Source organism: Arthrobacter sp. P2b (assembly GCF_900168295.1).
Taxonomy (GTDB): domain Bacteria; phylum Actinomycetota; class Actinomycetes; order Actinomycetales; family Micrococcaceae; genus Arthrobacter.
Genome location: NZ_FVZL01000005.1, coordinates 177,890 through 196,796, shown reverse-complemented (window position 1 = coordinate 196,796; position 18,907 = coordinate 177,890). Strand labels below are relative to the sequence as shown.

Sequence of the window (18,907 nt, the reverse complement as noted above, 5' to 3'; positions counted from 1 at the left end):
GGGATGTGCAGTTCCTGACGGCGGACAGGCGGTGGACCAGTGTTCCTGGGCACTCACTCGCCACGTCTGGATGAAAAGGGACGGATCATTCTCCCCGCGAAGTTCCGTGAGGAGCTTGCCAGCGGGCTGGTACTCACGAGGGGCCAGGAACGTTGCATCTACGTCTTCAGCGAGAAGGAATTTGCACGGGTCCATGAGCAAATGCGGGAGGCACCAATATCCTCCAAGCAGGCACGTGACTACATCCGCGTATTTCTCTCTGGAGCCTCTGATGAGGTACCTGACAAGCAGGGGCGCGTGACCATTCCACCGGCGCTCCGGGAGTACGCAGGCCTCGGCAGGGAGCTGGCCGTGATCGGTGCAGGATCCCGGGCCGAGATCTGGGACTCCCAGGCTTGGACGGAATACCTTGCTGAGAAGGAAACAGCCTTCTCGGAAACTGATGACCCCATTCCGGGCATTCTCTGAATGCCGGAACGGCCAACAGGAAGCTTCTTGGACGAGATCTCCAGCCGGCCCATCGGCTGGCCAACCTGGCTCACTTCCCCGGAGCCAGGCGGGCGGGACGATAGGCGCGGATGGGGATCTGGTCCCAGAAGCATGCACGGTACACCACGACGGCGAGAAAGGACGAGGCGTGAACGAACAACCAAAGCCCACGTCCGAACGCCATGTGCCGGTTCTTAGGGACCGGTGCATTAATTTGTTGGCCCCAGGATTCGAGGCGGCAAGGCTCCGTGGCGAAACTCCGGTGGCAATCGATGCAACCCTGGGAATGGGCGGACATTCTGAAGCGATGCTCCAGCGGTTCCCCGACCTCCATCTCATCGGCATCGACCGGGATGAGGAAGCCCTGGCGCTGGCCGGAGAACGTCTGGCGCCCTTTCATGCCCGCACGGACCTGGTCCACGCCGTCTACGACGAAATCGAGGATGTCCTCGCCGATCTCGGCGTGCCGGAGGTCCACGGAATCCTGATGGACCTTGGTGTCTCCTCGCTCCAGCTGGATGAACGCGGACGCGGCTTCGCCTACTCCTTCGATGCGCCCCTTGACATGCGCATGGACACCAGCCGCGGCCAGACCGCCGCTGACGTGGTGAACAACTACAGCGAAGAGGAACTGGTCAGGATCATCCGCAAGTGGGGCGAGGAAAAGTTCGCCGGACGCATCGCGAACAGGATCGTCGCCACCAGGGCCGTCAAGCCCTTCACCACCACCGGCGAGCTGGTGGAACAGATCCGATCCGTGGTACCGGCCGGAGCAGCCAAGTCCGGCGGGCATCCGGCCAAGAGGACCTTCCAGGCGTTGCGGATCGAGGTCAACGAAGAACTCGACGTGCTGGAACGGGCAGTACCTGCAGCCGTGGACTTCATGGCACTCGGCGGCCGCATCGTGGTGATGTCCTACCACTCGCTGGAGGACAAAATCGTCAAGAGCGTTCTGCAGGCCCGTTCGAAGTCCTCAGCCCCGCTCGGCTTCCCGGTGGAGCTGGAGGAACATAAGGCGGAACTCAAAACGCTGACCAAAGGCACCGAGGTGCCCACCGCCGTCGAAATCGCCGAAAACCCGCGCGCAGCGTCAGCCAGGCTGCGTGCGGCAGAACGAATCAGAGCCAGGAGAGCTGCATGAGCACCGCTGCCGTCAAGACCTTTCCCGTCGCTGCAGGCAGTTCGGCGGCCAGCAGGACTCTCCCTGCCGGTGCACCAGGTGAAGGCCGGAAAAGCCGCACACCGCTCTCGGTGGTACGCAGCGTTCCGCAGAAGCGGCGCGCGCCCTTCGTTGTCCTCTGCTTCGCCATGCTGGCGCTGGCCCTGATCGCTGTGCTCGTCTTGAACATCTCGGTCTCCACCGCGCAGTACCAGCTGGTGGAACTGCGCGCCCGGCAGAGCACCTTGACCAAGCAGAACCAGGACCTTACCCAGCAGGTCCAGAACTTCGAGGCGCCGCAGAACCTGGCCGCGAAGGCCAAGGACCTGGGAATGGTGGCATCGACGGTTAAAGGCCAGATCGACCTGTCCACCCTTTCCGTCACTGGCAAGGCGACGCCGGCGGTTAAGGGCGGCTCCGAGGGCGCGGTCATCCCTGCCCCGGCGGTGGCCGGGCAGCTGATCGTGGTCCCGCCTGCAAGTAAGGGCGAACCGCTCGAAAACCGCAAGCCTGCGCAGGACGCAGCCGCCGCAGCCCCTGCTGCTGGAGCGCCGGCGGCTGGAGCTCCCGCCGCTGACACTCCTGCCGGCGGTACCCCGGCAGCCGCAGCACCCGCCGCTCCTCCAGCAGACGTGCCGGCGGCTGAACTTCACGGCGGCACCGTTCCCGTGCCCCAGCAGAAGGTGCCGGGGCAGTAAGAGGCAGGTCTGGCAGGCAACAGGGTCGAACAGCAAGGAATTCCACGGTGGCGCAAAGGACCGGCAAGGCAGTAAACAGCAGGGTACCCAACGCCACGAAGCGGTTGCGCCTGGGGCTGGGCATTATGCTCACGCTCCTGCTGGTGGTGGGCGGCAAACTGTTCCTTGTCCAGGGCCTGGACGTCGGAGGAATGGCGGCAGCTGCGCTGGACAAGCGTATGACCCAGACAGTCCTGCCGGCCGAACGCGGCAGCATCCTGGACTCCAGCGGCACAGTCCTGGCCAACAGTGTGATCCGCTACAACGTGGTGGTGGACCAGAGGCTCAACACCAAGACGGAAACGTTCAAGCGCCTGGACGAGGCCAAAGAGAAACTGGTGGACGTTTCCCGCGACCAGGGGCTCACGGAGCTGGCAGCGGTTCTGGGCATGGAGAAGGACGCCATCGTTGACGCCGTTACGGGTGACTCGCGCTATTACATCGTGGCCAAGGATGTAAAGCCCGATGTTGAGGACAGGATTTCGAAGCTTCAGATTCCCGGCATCGTCACGGAGGGCGTCAGCAAACGTGTCTACCCGAACGGGTCCGTAGCCGGGGGCATCATCGGCTTCCTGAAGGACGGCACCACCGGCCAGGCAGGCATCGAACAAACACAGGACGAACTCCTGAAGGGCAAGGACGGCGAACGGCTGTTCGAGATCGGCGCCGACGGCCTGAGGATTCCCGTGGGTGTGGACGAGCTGACCCCGCCGGAAGACGGCAAGGACGTCAAACTCACCATCAACTCCGACCTTCAATACTTTGCGCAGCAGGCCATCCAAAGCCAGTCGGACAAGCTGGGTGCCGAGTGGGGCGTGATCATTGTCATGGATGCCAAGACCGGCGACCTCGTGGCCATGGCAGACACCAACTCACCGGACCCCAACGACCCCGGCCGGGTGGCAGCCAAGGACCGCGGCGTCCGTGCCGTTACCGCCGCCTACGAGCCCGGCTCCGTTCAGAAGATGATGACAGTGGCCGCCCTGATCGAAGAGGGCAAAGCAGGTCCCCTCGATACCTTCACGCTCGGGCCTTCCTACACGGTGGACGGCCAGACCTTCAGCGACTCGTTCGCCCACGGGACGGAGGAGCGGACCCTCGCAGGCATCCTGGGATATTCGATGAACACGGGCACGGTGATGGCCGGGCAGCGGCTGAGCAAGGAACAGCGCTACGACTGGCTGAAGAAATTCGGCATCGGCGAGGCCCCTGACATCGGATTGCCGGCCACCGCGTCCGGCATCCTGACGCCCTGGGAGCAGTGGGACGGGCGGCAGGAATACACGGTCCTGTTCGGCCAGGGCGTCTCACAGTCCACCCTCCAGACCGTGCGGGCGTTCCAGTCCATCGCCAACAACGGCGTGATGCTCCAGCCGCGCCTGATCGATTCCTATATTTCCGCTGACGGGACCGAGGAGAAGGTTCCGGCCGCACCATCCCGGCAGGTTGTTTCGGACAGCACAGCCCAACAGGTCCAGGACGTCCTGGAAAGCGCCGTCACCGAAGGCCAGATCAAGGACGCGGCCATTGACGGGTACCGGGTGGGCGCCAAGACGGGCACCTCGGAGTCACCGTGCGACGACGGCGCAGGCTTCTGCGGGTACACCGCCTCCATCGTGGGCATGGCACCGATGGATGATCCGCGGTTTATTGTGGAGGTGGTACTCCAGCGGCCCAAGGGCAGCATCTACGGGATTACCCAGGGGCCGGTCTTCCGGTCGGTCATGAGCCAGGCACTGCGGACCTACAACGTCCAGCCGTCCACCGGCGAACCGGCCAGGCTGCCCCAGTTCGCCAAGTAACACCCCGGCACCAACGGCGTAACAGCTTCTGCTGTTACCGCTTATCCATGCCGGGCACGATTCACTAGCACCATCGGAGATCCCTTGTCAGAATTCAACGCGTCCGAGAGCAGTACCGCGCCCGCGGCTCCTGCCAGCAAGGTCCGGTTCAGGCCCTCTGCCGTAAAGGCGGTCCGCCTGGACAGCATTGGCGACGCAATCGGCGTCGCTGTTCCCGGGGCTGCTGCGGACGCGTTGGTCACCGGGGTGTCCTTGAATTCCCGCACGGTGGAGCCCGGGGATCTGTATGTCGCCCTTCCCGGCGCCGTCCGGCACGGCGCCGATTTTGCTGCGCAGGCGATCGGGGCCGGGGCAGTTGCGGTTTTGACGGACGATGCCGGCGCCCGCCTGCTGGCATTGTCGGCCGACACCTCCGTGCCGGTGCTCGTTGTGGAATCTCCGCGGAACGTGGTGGGTCCGCTGTCAGCCATGGTCTACGGCAGCGGTGCCGGTGCACTGCAAATGTTTGGGGTCACCGGCACCAACGGTAAAACCACCACCACCTACTTCATCAACTCCCTGCTGAGGGCCTTGGGCAAGCCGGCCGGACTGATTGGCACGATAGAAATCCTCGCCGGCGGCGAGCCCATTCCGAGCGTGCTCACCACCCCGGAGTCTCCTGACGTCCACGGACTGCTCGCGCTGATGAAGGAGAGGGGACTGGCTGCGGCGGCCATGGAGGTGTCCTCCCACGCCATCTCGTTCCAGCGCGTGGACGGGGTGATGTTCGACGTCGCCGGCTTCACCAACCTCACCCAGGACCACCTTGACCTGCACCACACCATGGACGAATACTTCGCCACGAAGGCCGAGCTTTTCACGCCAGGCCGCGCGCGCAAGGCAGTGGTAACGGTCGACGACGAGTGGGGCCGCAAGCTTGCCGGCAGCGGCAGCGTGCCGGTCACCACCCTCGGCACGGCTCCGGGAACGTCCGCTGACTGGACAGTGACGGCAACGGCGCCGCGCGGGCTGGGTACGGAGTTTACGCTCACGGGACCGGGCGGCACTGTACTCAACGTCCATACCGGCCTCCCCGGCAGCTTCAACGTGGCCAATGCTGCCCTGGCAGTCATCATGGTGCTCGTTTCCGGCGTGGATGCTGCAACCCTGCAGGAGGCACTCGACGCGGCGGACCCCTTCACGGTTGCCGTGCCGGGACGCATGCAACTGGTATCAGAGCAGCCCGCGGCGGTGGTGGACTTCGCCCACAACACCGACGCCCTCGCCCGGGCGCTGGAGGCTGTCCGTTCCCCCGAGGCCGGCTCCCGGCTGATCGTGGTTTTTGGTGCCACGGGCCAGCGCGACCAGGGCAAACGGCCGGCCATGGGTGCCATCGCAGCCCGCCTTGCCGACACCGTCATCATCACCGACGACGATCCCCACGATGAGGATGCGGCCGCCATCCGTGCCGACGTCCTGGCCGGTGCGCAGGAAGCCCGGGACAAGGATGCCCTTCCCTGCGAGGTGCTGGAGGTGTTCCCCCGGGATGAAGCGATCCGCTGCGCCGTGGAACTGGCGCAGCCCAAGGACACCATCCTCGTGGCAGGCCGGGGGCACGAGGTCTGGCAGGAAGTGAAGGGGGTCAACCTTGCCCTCGATGACAGGGTGGAACTGCGCAGCGCCTTGACAGCCAGGGGATTCAACGTTCTCCAAGCCGACCGGATAGAGTCCTAGACCGAGATGATTGCACTTACTGCGGCGGAAATCGCCGAAATCACCAGCGGGCGCCTGGACGCCGATCCCGGAATCACGCCCCTTTCGGTGGTAACGGATTCACGCGAAGCCACACCGGGCTCGCTCTACGTCGCAAAACCGGGCGAGCACGCGGACGGCCACGACTTCATTGCTGCTGCCTTCGCGGCCGGGGCTGTCCTGGCCCTGGTGGAGCGGCCGGTGGCAGCACCTGACGGAACGCCGTACCCGTCCGTCCTGGTACCTGATGCCGTCCTGGCCATGGGTGCGCTGGCTGCCGAGGCAGTGCGCCGGATCCGTGACGCCCGGGCAGAAGCCGGCGGGGAACTCACCGTGGTAGGCATCACCGGTTCAGCCGGCAAGACCACCACCAAGGACCTGCTGGCAGGAATATTTTCCACCCAGGGCAAGACCGTGGCCCCGCAGGGTTCGTACAACGGCGAAGTCGGGGTGCCCCTCACGGTCTTCCTGGCGGACGCGGAGACGCGTTACCTGGTGATCGAGATGGGTGCCACCGGTGTGGGACACATCAAGTACCTGGCCGACATGGTCAAACCGGACATTGGGGTGGTCCTCGCCGTCGGCACAGCCCATGCAGGCGAATTCGGGGGAGTGGAAAACATCGCCCGGGCCAAGGGTGAACTTGTGGAAGGCCTGGCCGCCACAGGAACAGCCATCATTAACCTCGACGACGACAGGGTGGCTGCCATGCGCGGCCGCACCACAGCAGCGGTCCTCGGATTCTCTGCGGAGGGACGCGGCGACGCGGCGGTGCAGGCGCTCAACGCCGACACCAACGGCGAAGGAAACCCTGAATTCGACCTCCTGCTGCCTGGCGGGGATGGGCCCCACCACGTCCGCAGCCGCCTCATAGGCGCCCACCACACCGGCAACCTGCTCGCGGCGGCAGCAGCCGCCTTCGCTGCCGGGGTTCCCGGCGCCGACATCGCCGCCGCCCTGGGCCGCCAGGCAGCTGCCAGCCGCTGGCGGATGGAGCGGACCGAGCGCGCCGACGGCGTCACCATCATCAACGACGCGTACAACGCCAACCCGGAATCCATGAGGGCCGCACTTCGGACCCTGGCGGACCTGGGCCGCGGCCGGCGCACCTGGGCTGTCCTGGGCGCCATGCTGGAACTCGGCGAAGATTCCATCCGCGAACACACGGTGGTGGGCACGCAGGTGGTCCGCCTCAACATTTCCCGGCTGGTGGTGGTAGGCCGGCAGGCCCGAGCCCTCTACGTCTCGGCCGTCCAGGAAGGGTCCTGGGGAGACGAATGCATCTTCACGGAAACCGCCGATGAGGCTTACGAACTTCTCAATGCCGAACTCCAGCCCGGAGACCTGGTGCTGTTCAAGTCCTCCAACAGCGTGGGACTTCGGCATTTGGGTGATCGGATAGCATTACCCCCACAAACCCCGCAACCCGCCGATGAAAGGAGCACTCTGCTGTGATTGCACTTTTGATCGGCGCCGGGCTGGCACTCCTGTGCGCCCTGGTGGGCACCCCGCTTTTCATCCGGCTCCTGGTCCGCCGCGGCTACGGCCAGTTCATCCGGGACGATGGTCCCACCTCCCACCACACCAAACGCGGCACGCCCACCATGGGCGGGACCGTGGTGGTGGGGGCCGTGCTCCTGAGCTACGGCCTGACGCACCTCATCATGCTGATGATGAACCCGGATTCGCCCGGGCCTTCCGCATCCGCGCTCATCCTGCTGTTCCTGATGGTGGGCATGGGGCTTGTTGGCTTCCTGGACGACTTCATCAAGATTTCACGGCAGCGCAGCCTGGGGCTCGACGCCAAGGCGAAGCTCATCCTGCAGGCGGCCGTGGGCATCATCTTTGCCGTGCTGGCCCTGAACTTCCCCAACGAGGACGGCGTCACGCCTGCCTCCTACAAAATATCCCTGGTCCGCGACCTGCCGTGGCTGGACCTGGCCTTCGGCGGAACCGTCCTTGGCGCCATCCTGTTCGTCATCTGGTCCAACCTCATCGTGACTGCAGCCACCAACGGCGTGAACCTGACGGACGGCCTTGACGGCCTCGCCGCCGGCGCCTCGGTGATGGTTTTCGGCGCATATACCCTCATGGGAATCTGGCAGAGCAACCAAGCCTGCGGGTCACCACGGGAAGCCGGCAGCGGCTGCTATTCCGTCCGGGACCCCCTGGACCTTGCCCTGCTGGCCGCCATCATGAGCGCCGCACTGGTGGGTTTCCTCTGGTGGAACACTTCACCGGCCAAGATCTTCATGGGAGACACCGGATCCCTCGCCATCGGCGGTGCCATCGCCGGTTTCGCCATCCTGTCCAGGACCGAACTGCTGCTTGGAATCATCGGCGGCCTCTTTGTCCTGATCACCCTGTCCGTCATCATCCAGGTGGGCTACTTCAAGGTCACCGGCGGCAAACGCGTCTTCAAGATGGCGCCGCTGCAGCACCACTTTGAACTGAAGGGCTGGGCTGAAGTCACCGTGGTGGTCCGGTTCTGGATCCTGGGCGGACTTTTCGTGGCCGTGGGCCTGGGCATTTTCTACGCTGAATGGGTTGTGCTGCTGTGACCGTTTCCCCCCGCCTCAAGAACCTTGTCTCCTGGGACTCCGACTGGGCAGGGCTGCGTGTGGCAGTCACCGGCATCGGCGTGTCCGGCTTCGCCGCGGCAGACACTCTGATCGAACTGGGTGCGCGCGTGGTGGTCGTCGACGCCGCCACCAGCGACACCGCGAGGGCGCACGCGGACACGCTGAAGATCGTGGGCGCCGCAGACGTCCTGCTGGGGGAGGACGCCGTGGCCCGGATACCCCGGATCGACGGCGAACTGCCGGAATTGATCGTCACGTCCCCCGGCTGGCGCCCCGACCAGGCACTCCTCGCCGCCGCCGCCCGTGCCCACATCCCGGTGTGGGGCGATGTTGAACTGGCGTGGCGGGTGCGCACCAGGGAAGGCCGGAAAACCGCCGATTGGCTGGCCATCACCGGCACTAACGGAAAAACCACTACCGTGGGCCTCACCGAATCCATGCTCCGCGCCGCCGGCCTGAAAGCCATCGCGGTTGGAAACGTGGGCACTCCGATTCTGGATGCGATCCGGGATCCCGTGGAGTACGACGTCTTCGCGGTGGAGCTCTCCAGCTTCCAGCTGCACTGGGCGGAATCCCTGTCACCGGTGGCGAGTGTCTGCCTGAACGTCGCGGAGGACCACGTTGACTGGCACGGCTCCTATGAGTCGTACCTCGCGGACAAGGCCAAGGTCTACGAACGCACCCAAAAGGCCTGCATCTACAATGCGGAGCAGTTTGAAACCGAGCGTATGGTGGAAAACGCCGACGTCGTGGAAGGATGCCGTGCGGTCGGGTTCACCACGGTGACTCCCGCCATCAGCATGCTCGGTGTGGTGGAGGGGCTCCTCGTTGACCGCGCGTTCATCGAAGAGCGCAGGGACAGCGCGGCCGAACTCGCCGCCATGAACGACCTCGGCGCCTTTGCTCCACGCCATATGGTGGCGAACGCCCTCGCTGCTGCCGGACTGGTCCGGGCCTACGGCGTGGAGGCCTCCGCGGTCCGGCAGGGCATCCGGGACTACATTCCCGGCGACCACCGCATCCAGCCCGTGGCGCGCCACAACAGCGTGCTCTGGGTCAACGACTCAAAGGCAACCAACCCGCATGCAGCGGCCGCCTCCCTGGCCGCCTTCACCAATGTGGTCTGGATTGCCGGGGGCCTGTCCAAGGGCGTCACCTACGACGACCTGGTGCGGGAGCATGCCCACCGGCTCAAGGCCGTCGTGCTGATCGGCATTGACCCGGGGGTGCTGGCCGGTGCCCTCCAGCGACACGCGCCGGATGTCCCGGTCATCACGGCGCTGCCGGGTGACACTGAAGGGGTGCAGACTGCTGCAGGTCCTGGCGCCGTCGATGCCGGTTCTTCCATATCCGGAGAACGGGTGATGTCCCTGGCCGTAGCGTCAGCAGCCCAGGTGGCCGAACCCGGCGACACTGTGCTGATGGCTCCGGCAGCTGCGTCCATGGATCAGTTCTCTTCCTATGCTCACCGTGGCGACACTTTCATCGAAGCTGTCCGCGAGCTGGTGGAAGGGCAGGCCCAGACCGGCGAGGAGTAACAATGGTCAGTACGCCCACCCGGCCCCAGCCAGAAAAACAGCAGGCCCGCAAACAAGGCCCCGGGTCCACGGCCACGTCCGTCCGGCCGCCGGCGACGCTTCCCGCAAGGCTGCGGACCATGTACCGCCGGTTCTGGTCCGCCCTCGAGGGCAACGGAACCTCCAGGAACGGCTCCACGTACTACCTGATCCTCGGATCCACCCTTGCCCTGACAGCCATTGGCATCATGATGGTGCTCTCCGCATCCAGCGTGGAATCCATCGCGGCCGGCAAATCGCCTTACGGGGACGCACTGAAGCAGGGGATGTTTGCCGGCATCGGCATCTTCACCATGTTCGCGCTGTCGCGCATCAACGTGGTGTGGCTGAAGCGGCTCGCGTGGCTCGCCATCATTGCCGCCGTGGTCCTCCTGGGCCTGGTGCAGCTTGTGGGCGCGGAGGTCAACGGCAACAAGAACTGGATCGACATCGGCGGCATCACCTTCCAGCCGTCGGAGGCGTCAAAGCTGGCCCTCGCGCTCTGGATGGCCACGGTGCTGGCCAGGAAGGGCAGGCTGCTCAGCCGCTGGCAGCACGTGGCGGTCCCTGCCGTGCCCATGGCGATCATCATCGTTGTGCTGGTCCTGGTCGGAAATGACCTGGGAACGGCCATGATCATCATGATGATTACCGCTGCCGCGCTCTTCTTTGCCGGGGCGCCCCTCTACCTTTTCGGCATTGCCGGCCTCGTGGCAGTGGCCGGGACAGCCGTCATGGCGGTCACCAGTTCCAACCGGATGTGCCGCATCACCTCATGGTGGACCGGGGAATCCTGCGCCGACGGCATCGACGCCAACTACCAGGCAACCAACGGCCTCTATGGGCTGGCATCGGGCGGCTGGTTTGGTGTCGGGCTGGGCCAGAGCCGGCAGAAGTACAGCTGGATCCCGGAAGCGCACAACGACTTCATCTTCGCCATCATCGGCGAGGAGCTCGGCCTGGTGGGGACCGTCGTCGTCCTCATCCTCTTTGCCATTCTCGGCGCTGCGATCTACCGCGTGGTGGTGGCGCAGGAGGACATGTTCCACCGGGTCCTGGCCGGAACCATCATGGTGTGGCTGCTCGGCCAGGCCACGGTCAACATGTCCGTGGTGACGGGCCTGATGCCCGTCATCGGCGTGCCGCTGCCCTTCATTTCCTACGGCGGCTCCGCGCTGCTGATGTCGCTCTGCGCCATCGGCGTTGTGCTGTCGCTCGCCCGGGAACAGATGGCCCCGGCCATCCGGCCGAAGAAGATGCTGAAGTTCAAGGCCAAGGGCCGCGGAACGGCCCCGAAGAAAAAGACTGCAAGAAAGCGTGCCTGACCCGACATGACCCCGAACAACCCCTCCATCGTCCTGGCGGGTGGCGGAACAGCCGGCCACATCAGCCCGCTCCTCGCCATCGCCGCAGCCCTGCGCACAGCATCCCCGGACGCGGCGCTCCTCGCCGTCGGAACACCCAACGGAATGGAAACCCGGCTGGTCCCGGCTGCCGGTGTTGAACTGGCCACGATCGACCGCGTGCCGTTCCCCCGGAAGCCATCCGCTGACCTGGTCCGGCTGCCCGCACGGCTGGCGGGAGCCATCCGGCAGGCCGGCGCCATCCTGGATGAGGCAGGAGCTGACGTGCTGGTAGGCGTTGGCGGCTATGTCTGTACGCCGATGTACCTGGCCGCCCGCAAACGGCGCATCCCCATCGTGATCCACGAGGCCAACGCCCGGCCCGGATTGGCGAACAGGGTGGGGGCCGGGCTGACCAAGCGCGTGGCAGTTGCCTTCGAAGGCACCCCGCTCCGGAATGCGGTGCACGTGGGCATGCCCATGCGTACCGCAATTTCCGGACTTGACCGGGCAGCAGCCCGGACTTCCGCCCGCCAGGCGCTGGGACTGGACCCCGGAAAGCCCACACTGATCGTCACGGGTGGCTCCCTGGGCGCGCAGAGCATTAACCGGGCGGTGGCCGCTGCCGTGGGGCAACTGGCCGCCGCCGGTATCCAGACGCTGCACATCACCGGGCGCGGCAAAACCGTTCTGGACGACGCCGGCCAGCCCCTCGCTGCCGAAGGTTACCGGCAGGTTGAATTCGTCGACGGCATGGAGCTGGCCTACGCGGCGGCGGATGTGCTGCTGGCCCGTGCCGGTGCCGCGACGGTCTGTGAGGTTGCCGCCGTCGGAGTCCCCGCCGTCCTGGTGCCGCTGCCCATCGGCAACGGGGAACAGGCCCTGAACGCTGCCGGACTCGTGGCAGGAGGCGGCGCACTGCTCGTAGCCGACAGGGATTTCACCCCGGGATGGGTGGCAGCGGAACTCATTCCGCTGGTCACCGACAAAGCCCGGCTGGCCACCATGGAAGCCAATTCCTACCGGCTTGGCATTCGAAACGCTGACCAGCGCATGGCTGGTCTTGTCCTGGAAGCGGTATCCGCATGACCCCCCGTAACCCCACCGCCCTGGAATCCCTGGGCAAGGTCCACTTCATCGGCGTCGGGGGTGTCGGGATGTCCGCCGTGGCAAGGATCATGGTGGCCCGGGGGGTCCCTGTGAGCGGTTCCGACGCCAAGGACCTGCCGGTGATGGCGGACCTGGCGGCGGCCGGCGCCCGCATCGCCGTCGGCTACGACGCCGCCAACCTGGGTGATGCCCGGACAGTGGTGGCCGGCTCGGCCATCCGGTCGGACAACCCGGAGCTGGCCGCCGCGAAGCAGGCAGGGCTGCCGGTCCTGCACCGGTCCGAGGCGCTGGCAGCCACCATGGGGGAGGACCTGGTGGTGACCGTGGCGGGAACCCATGGAAAATCCACCACCACCTCGATGGTGACCGTCCTGCTGCAGGGGGCGGGCCTGGACCCCTCATTTGCCATTGGAGCCAACGTTCCATCACTTGGCGTCAATGCCGCGCACGGGAGTTCCGGCGTCTTTGTGGCAGAAGCGGATGAATCGGACGGATCATTCCTCAACTACCGGCCGCAGATAGCCGTGGTCACCAATGTGGAGCCGGACCACCTGGACCACTACGGCACGGCCGAGGCGGTGTATGAGTCCTTCGACCGGTTCACGGCGCTGCTTCCCGCTGACGGGGTGCTGATTGTCTGCGCTGACGACGCCGGGGCCCTGGCACTGGCGGAGCGGACGCGGGCGCGCGGCAACACCCGCGTGGTCCTCTACGGAACCAGTGAGGAGGCAGAGCTGGTTTTGCACGACGACGGCCCGGGCCAGGTGGCGGTGTCCGGACCGGCCGGCCGCTTTGGGCTTTCCCTGCAGGTCCCGGGCCGGCACAACGCCCTGAACGCCGCAGCCGCATTTGCGGTGGCCCTTGAACTGGGCGTCGAACCGGCGGAGGCCGCCGCTGCCCTGGCCCATTTTTCGGGCGCTTCCCGGCGCTTCGAACTGAAGGGCCAGGCCAGGGGAGTGCGGGTTTTCGACGACTATGCCCACCACCCCACCGAAGTGCGGGCAGCCCTTACTGCCGCCCGCTCGGTGGCAGGAGGCCACAAGGTGCACGTGCTCTTCCAGCCACACCTGTTTTCCCGGACACGCGAATTCGCCCAGGATTTCGCGGAGGCGCTGAACCTCGCTGATACGGCCCTGGTGCTGGACATCTATCCGGCCCGTGAGGACCCGATTCCGGGGGTTACCAGCCAGCTCATTGCCGACTACCTGGGTGAAGGCGGACGGTTGATACCGGCGGCCGAGGCCGTGGCAGCCCTGGCGGCTGCCGCGTCCGACGGCGACATCGTGCTGACCGCCGGTGCGGGGGATGTCACGGCCTACGGGCCGCTGATCGTTGAGGCCCTGCATGGCTAGCACCCGCCGTCCCACCTACCGGCCGGCCGGCCGCAGCGGGAGTTCGGCAACCGGTGCGGGCAACGGAACGGCGCCGCCGTCCGGCCGCACCTCCACGGGCAGCGACGACGTTATTTCCGCTTCACGCAGCGTTCCCGATGCAGCACAGGCACAACAGGCCAGGCCGCCGAAGACTGCAAGGTCCACAAAGACTGCAGCCCCGCGGAAACCCCGGTTCGCCGGGCGCAGCAAGGACAAACAGGCGGAGCCGTCAGCCGAGTCCGCCGCGAACGTTCTGACCTTCCCGGAGCCCAAGGGCAAGCGCCGCAAGAGGAACCTGCTGATGGTTCTCGCCGCCGTGGCCGCCGTCGTGGCAGGCCTGTTGACCGGGGCGGTCTATTCACCCGTGCTCGCCGTGGACACCATTTCCGTTTCCGGTACGCGGCTCCTGACTCCTGCCCAGGTGCAGGCCGCGCTGGAACCCCTGCGCGGCAAGCCGCTGCCCCAAATCACGGACGAGGAAGTAGGCCGGCTTCTCCAGCCGCTGGTCCAGGTCAAGGCGGTCTCCGCTGAAGCCCGGCCGCCGTCGGGCCTCGCTGTTGCCGTGCGGGAGCGCGTCCCGGTGGCACTGGTCAAGCAGGGGGAGCAGTACCAGCTGGTGGATGTGGACGGGGTGCAGCTGGCCGCTACGGACGATCCGGCGTCAGTGTCGCTGCCCGTGATCGACGGCGGTGCCGGAGCCATCGGCCAGGACCTGTTCCGCGCCACGGCCGCGGTCCTGGGCGCCCTGCCCGCCGACGTGCTGGCCAAGCTGTCCAACGCGTCCGCGCAGTCCGTGGATGCCGTGGAGCTGAAGCTCGTGGACGGCCAGACCATCATTTGGGGCAATGCCTCGGAGAGGGAACTTAAGGCTAAAGTTCTGGAGGCACTCCTGAAGGTTCCGGCCGATCCGAAGAATCCCGTCAGGGTGTACGACGTGAGCGTGCCCCGGCATCCTGTGACGCGCTGAACCCCAATCTTTACCGGTATTAATCCGACACGCGGACCCGGTTATTGAATGTGGGAAGCAGAGGAAATACCGTCACAGACAAGAGTTACTTGACATAACTATAACCTTCAACCCGAAGGTTAACGTTGCAGGCTTCAAGCTCACCATCAGTTTTCGCAATAAGACACGAACAAGGGACACGTAACGTGGCAGCTCCGCAGAATTACTTGGCCGTCATCAAAGTCGTCGGCATCGGCGGCGGTGGCGTGAACGCAGTCAACCGCATGATCGAGGTCGGCCTCCGGGGCGTTGAATTCATCGCCATCAACACGGATGCCCAGGCGCTTCTGATGAGCGATGCCGACGTCAAGCTCGATGTCGGGCGCGAGCTGACCCGCGGCCTGGGAGCCGGTGCCAACCCCGAGGTGGGCAAGCAGGCGGCCGAAGACCACGCGGACGAGATCGAAGAAGTGCTTCGCGGCGCTGACATGGTGTTCGTGACCGCCGGCGAAGGCGGCGGCACCGGGACCGGCGGCGCCCCCGTCGTCGCCCGTATTGCACGCTCCCTCGGTGCCCTCACCATCGGTGTGGTGACCCGCCCGTTCACCTTCGAAGGCCGCCGCCGCGCCGGCTCCGCAGAGGCCGGCATCGACGCCCTCCGTGACGAAGTCGATACCCTGATCGTGATCCCCAACGACCGCCTGCTGTCCATCAGCGACCGCAACGTCTCGGTCCTGGACGCCTTCCGCTCCGCCGACCAGGTGCTGCTCTCCGGTGTCCAGGGCATCACGGACCTCATCACCACGCCCGGCCTCATTAACCTCGACTTCGCCGACGTGAAGTCGGTCATGCAGGGCGCAGGCTCCGCCCTCATGGGCATCGGCTCCGCCCGTGGCGAGGACCGTGCCGTCAAGGCCGCCGAGCTGGCCATCGCATCCCCTCTGCTGGAGGCCTCCATTGACGGCGCGCACGGCGTGCTGCTGTCCATCCAGGGCGGGTCCGACCTCGGCCTCTTCGAGATCAATGAGGCAGCCCGGCTCGTGCAGGAAGTGGCCCACCCCGAGGCGAACATCATCTTCGGCGCCGTCATCGACGACGCACTCGGCGACGAAGCCCGCGTCACCGTCATCGCCGCCGGGTTCGACGACGTCAAGGCCACTTCGCCCTCCATGGACCAGTCCCAGCCGCAGTCGGCCCCGCAGCGGCCCGCCGCTCCTACGGCCGCCCCCGCTCCGGCGCAGGCGCCTTCTGCAGGGAACCACCAGTCGAACGTCCAGCCGGTCCACGCCGGCGTGGGCGCGGCAGGGCTCAGCAACTGGGGCCAGCAGCGCCCCTCCGCCATTCCCGCTGACTCCGGATTCGACGTGGACCTGCCGTCCGTCGTCGAGCCGGACCTGACCGGCAACCACTCGGATGACCTGGATGTCCCCGACTTCCTGAAGTAGGCACCGGCTTGTTCCACTGGCGCGCCGACATCCTTCCCGGGGTGTCGGCCGCATTCACTGACACCGGCGCCGGAAACCTGGCCCTTCACGTGGGGGACGATCCCGGCCAGGTGAAGCGCCGCCGCGAGGAGCTGGAGCAGCGCCTGGGCATGGCGCCTCACGGCCTGCGCTTCATGAACCAGGTCCACGGCGTCACAGTGGCGGTCATTGACCAGGACAGCGGGGCCCCTGAAGCGGACGCCATGGTGTCCCGCCGGATTCCGCTGGCCGTCATGGTGGCAGACTGCATTCCCGTGCTGCTCGCCGGCGAGTCTGCGGACGGTCCCGTCCTTGCTGCAGTGCATGCAGGACGCCCCGGCATCGCCAACGGCGTGATTCCTGCAGCCGTGGACAGGATGACGTCCCTCGGCGCCTCCGGCATCAAGGCCGTCATGGGACCCTCCATCTGCGGAAACTGCTACGAGGTGCCGGCCGACCTGCAGGACGAGGTGGCACTGCGGGTGCCCGCCACCCGGAGCACCACCTCGTGGGGCACGCCCGGTCTCGATCTCCCCGCCGGTGCGCGGAGCCAGTTGGAGGACGCCGGTGTGGAGGTGGCGTACACCGGGGTCTGCACCCTGGAGACGGAATCCCTCTACTCCTACCGGCGTAACCGGGACACCGGGCGCTTTGCCGGGCTGGTGTGGTGCCATGACTGACGACCGATCAGCCGGGGGAGACCCGCGGGCCGCGGAACTCGCGGCCAGGCTCGCCGCCGTCCACCGGCGGATAGCTTCCGCAGCAGAATCAGCCGGCCGCGCCGACCGGCTGCCCACGCTGATCGTGGTCACCAAGTTCCATCCTGCCGCAGACATACGGCGGCTTGCGGCACTCGGAGTGACGGACGTCGGCGAGAACAGGGACCAGGAAGCTGCCCATAAGGCTGCCGAACTGGCTGACTGCGGGTTGACCTGGCATTTCGTGGGCCAGCTGCAGACCAAGAAGGCCAAGTCGGTGGCCCGCTATGCCGCAGCCGTCCATTCCGTGGACCGGCCGCAGCTGGTGGACGCATTGGCAAAGGCCGCGGCCGCTGAGCGGAAGGACGCGGGGCTGGCGCCCCTGGACTGCTTCATCCAGGTCAGCCTGGAGGACGACGCCGGCACGCACCGCGGCGGGGCCGGTCCCGCCGACGTGCCGCTGCTGGCGGACCGGATAGCATCCGCCGAGGGCCTCCGGCTGGCGGGCGTGATGGCAGTTGCCCCTTTGGGTGCACCGCCGGAGACGGCCTTCGAAAAGCTCGCCGGAGTATCCGCACGCCTGGTTGCCGCCCACCCGGCCGCCACCGCCATTTCCGCGGGCATGAGCCAGGACCTCGAAGCAGCCATCATGTTCGGGGCGACACACCTGCGAATCGGTTCCGATATTCTCGGAACACGTCCCGCCGTGGGGTAGCGTCGGTCCTGTTGGAAGTGATGGGCGGGGGACTCCAGTGCTGTCAAGTCATTGGGCGGCCCGCTTACGGGACACGATTAGGAGTCGACCATGGCCGGCGCTCTGCGCAAGACAATGATCTATCTTGGGCTCGCCGACGGCGATGAGCATTACGAGTCCGAGCAACAGACCACACCCAAGGATGAGGACGAAACGATGGAAGCTGACCGCGAGGAGCGCCGTGCACCTGCACCCGTCCGCGAGGTCAGCCGCGAAGCGTCCTACACCCCCGAAGAGGAATACCGCGCCCCAGTGACCCCCATCAAGCGTGCGGCCTCAAGCCGCGAAGAGACCACCGGACTCCGCCAGATCACCACAATCCATCCGCGGTCCTACAATGATGCCAAGCTTATCGGCGAGAGCTTCCGGGACGGCATTCCGGTCATCATGAATGTCACGGACATGGGCGAGGCCGACGCTAAACGCCTGGTGGACTTTTCCGCCGGGCTGGTTTTCGGGCTGCGGGGCAGCATTGAGCGGGTGACCAACAAGGTATTCCTGCTGTCGCCGTCGTACGTTGAGGTCATCGGCGATGACAAGAAGGCCAGTGACACCCAGGCCAGCTTCTTCAACCAAAGCTGACCATCAGCCAGGATTTGGATGCCAGGCAGGGACACCTGTCTGGCATCTGTGCTGAAATAGACAAGAAACATCGGCAGGACACCGCGGTATCCACAAATGGACATGGAGATATGAGTTAAGTCATGGGAATTGTTTTCGGACTTGTCTATCTCGCGCTCCTGTTCTTTTTCGTAGCACTCATCATTCGCCTGGTGTTCGACTGGGTCCAGATGTTCGCCAGGGAATGGCGTCCGCGGGGCGCCGCACTGGTGGCAGCGCATGCCGTGTACTCCATCACGGATCCGCCCCTGAAAGTGCTGCGCCGCCTGATTCCGCCGCTTCGGCTGGGCGGCATCTCCCTCGATCTGGGATTCCTGATTCTCTTCATCGCCGTCAGCATCGCGATGGGAATCACCCGGGGACTCGCCTGATTCATCAAATAAGACCTAGCAGCGCAGCCTGGACCTCCGGGAACAGTTACTGTGAAGCGAAGAAACTCGCGTTTGACACCGCAGTGTTGAATTAGAGTAAGCAGACCAAATTTAGGTACCGTAGTTTTGACGGCCGGAAGGCCTACTGACTAACCAGACCAGTGAGGTGACC

Annotated in this window: 17 protein-coding genes; all 17 read left to right on the top strand. The window is 65.8% G+C overall.

All coding sequences use genetic code 11. The features are described from left to right. The first annotated feature begins 39 nt into the window (after window positions 1-39). Window positions 40-468, top strand: a complete 429-nt coding sequence (gene mraZ, locus B5520_RS11385; protein ID WP_079597176.1) for a division/cell wall cluster transcriptional repressor MraZ — start codon at window positions 40-42, stop codon at window positions 466-468. 169 nt (window positions 469-637) lie between these two features. Next, the gene (gene rsmH, locus B5520_RS11380; protein WP_079597175.1) at window positions 638-1,630 is read left to right on the top strand and encodes a 16S rRNA (cytosine(1402)-N(4))-methyltransferase RsmH; all 993 of its coding nucleotides are present in this window, start codon (window positions 638-640) and stop codon (window positions 1,628-1,630) included. Then, window positions 1,627-2,346: a hypothetical protein gene (locus tag B5520_RS11375; RefSeq protein ID WP_079597174.1), complete on the top strand. Its 720-nt coding sequence runs from the start codon at window positions 1,627-1,629 to the stop codon at window positions 2,344-2,346. Before rsmH ends, B5520_RS11375 begins: the two co-directional genes overlap by 4 nt. A 47-nt stretch (window positions 2,347-2,393) precedes the next feature. Next, window positions 2,394-4,187 (top strand): peptidoglycan D,D-transpeptidase FtsI family protein, encoded by a 1,794-nt coding sequence (locus B5520_RS11370; protein WP_079597173.1) that lies wholly within the window; start codon window positions 2,394-2,396, stop codon window positions 4,185-4,187. A gap of 84 nt (window positions 4,188-4,271) precedes the next feature. Beyond that, a complete protein-coding gene (locus tag B5520_RS11365; RefSeq protein ID WP_079597172.1) occupies window positions 4,272-5,900 on the top strand; it encodes a UDP-N-acetylmuramoyl-L-alanyl-D-glutamate--2,6-diaminopimelate ligase in 1,629 nt (542 codons plus the stop codon). 6 nt (window positions 5,901-5,906) lie between these two features. Next, complete coding sequence (murF, locus tag B5520_RS11360; RefSeq protein ID WP_079597171.1) at window positions 5,907-7,373, top strand: UDP-N-acetylmuramoyl-tripeptide--D-alanyl-D-alanine ligase; 1,467 nt, start codon at window positions 5,907-5,909, stop codon at window positions 7,371-7,373. Beyond that, window positions 7,370-8,479 carry a phospho-N-acetylmuramoyl-pentapeptide-transferase gene (gene mraY, locus B5520_RS11355; protein WP_079597170.1) on the top strand — a complete coding sequence of 370 codons (1,110 nt, stop codon included), beginning with the start codon at window positions 7,370-7,372 and terminating at the stop codon, window positions 8,477-8,479. The genes murF and mraY overlap by 4 nt, the downstream gene beginning before the upstream one ends. Continuing rightward, window positions 8,461-10,038 (top strand): UDP-N-acetylmuramoyl-L-alanine--D-glutamate ligase, encoded by a 1,578-nt coding sequence (gene murD / locus B5520_RS11350; RefSeq protein WP_176156843.1) that lies wholly within the window; start codon window positions 8,461-8,463, stop codon window positions 10,036-10,038. Before mraY ends, murD begins: the two co-directional genes overlap by 19 nt. A 2-nt stretch (window positions 10,039-10,040) precedes the next feature. Beyond that, window positions 10,041-11,381 (top strand): putative lipid II flippase FtsW, encoded by a 1,341-nt coding sequence (gene ftsW, locus B5520_RS11345; RefSeq protein ID WP_079597168.1) that lies wholly within the window; start codon window positions 10,041-10,043, stop codon window positions 11,379-11,381. Window positions 11,382-11,387: 6 nt separating this feature from the next. After that, the gene (gene murG, locus B5520_RS11340; RefSeq protein WP_079597167.1) at window positions 11,388-12,488 is read left to right on the top strand and encodes an undecaprenyldiphospho-muramoylpentapeptide beta-N-acetylglucosaminyltransferase; all 1,101 of its coding nucleotides are present in this window, start codon (window positions 11,388-11,390) and stop codon (window positions 12,486-12,488) included. Beyond that, on the top strand, window positions 12,485-13,861 hold the full coding sequence (gene murC / locus B5520_RS11335; RefSeq protein ID WP_079597166.1) for a UDP-N-acetylmuramate--L-alanine ligase: 1,377 nt from the start codon (window positions 12,485-12,487) through the stop codon (window positions 13,859-13,861). Before murG ends, murC begins: the two co-directional genes overlap by 4 nt. Then, the gene (locus B5520_RS11330) at window positions 13,854-14,849 is read left to right on the top strand and encodes a cell division protein FtsQ/DivIB (RefSeq protein ID WP_079597165.1); all 996 of its coding nucleotides are present in this window, start codon (window positions 13,854-13,856) and stop codon (window positions 14,847-14,849) included. Before murC ends, B5520_RS11330 begins: the two co-directional genes overlap by 8 nt. A 185-nt stretch (window positions 14,850-15,034) precedes the next feature. Next, entirely contained in the window at window positions 15,035-16,273 is a 1,239-nt protein-coding gene (ftsZ, locus tag B5520_RS11325; protein WP_079597164.1) for a cell division protein FtsZ, read from the top strand. 8 nt (window positions 16,274-16,281) lie between these two features. After that, entirely contained in the window at window positions 16,282-16,971 is a 690-nt protein-coding gene (locus B5520_RS11320; RefSeq protein WP_079597163.1) for a polyphenol oxidase family protein, read from the top strand. Then, complete coding sequence (locus tag B5520_RS11315; protein ID WP_079597162.1) at window positions 16,964-17,704, top strand: YggS family pyridoxal phosphate-dependent enzyme; 741 nt, start codon at window positions 16,964-16,966, stop codon at window positions 17,702-17,704. The genes B5520_RS11320 and B5520_RS11315 overlap by 8 nt, the downstream gene beginning before the upstream one ends. Window positions 17,705-17,794: 90 nt before the next feature. Further along, complete coding sequence (locus B5520_RS11310) at window positions 17,795-18,325, top strand: cell division protein SepF (protein ID WP_079597161.1); 531 nt, start codon at window positions 17,795-17,797, stop codon at window positions 18,323-18,325. A gap of 122 nt (window positions 18,326-18,447) precedes the next feature. Next, window positions 18,448-18,735, top strand: coding sequence for a YggT family protein (locus B5520_RS11305; protein WP_079597160.1), 288 nt, complete (start codon window positions 18,448-18,450; stop codon window positions 18,733-18,735). Window positions 18,736-18,907: the final 172 nt, after the last annotated feature.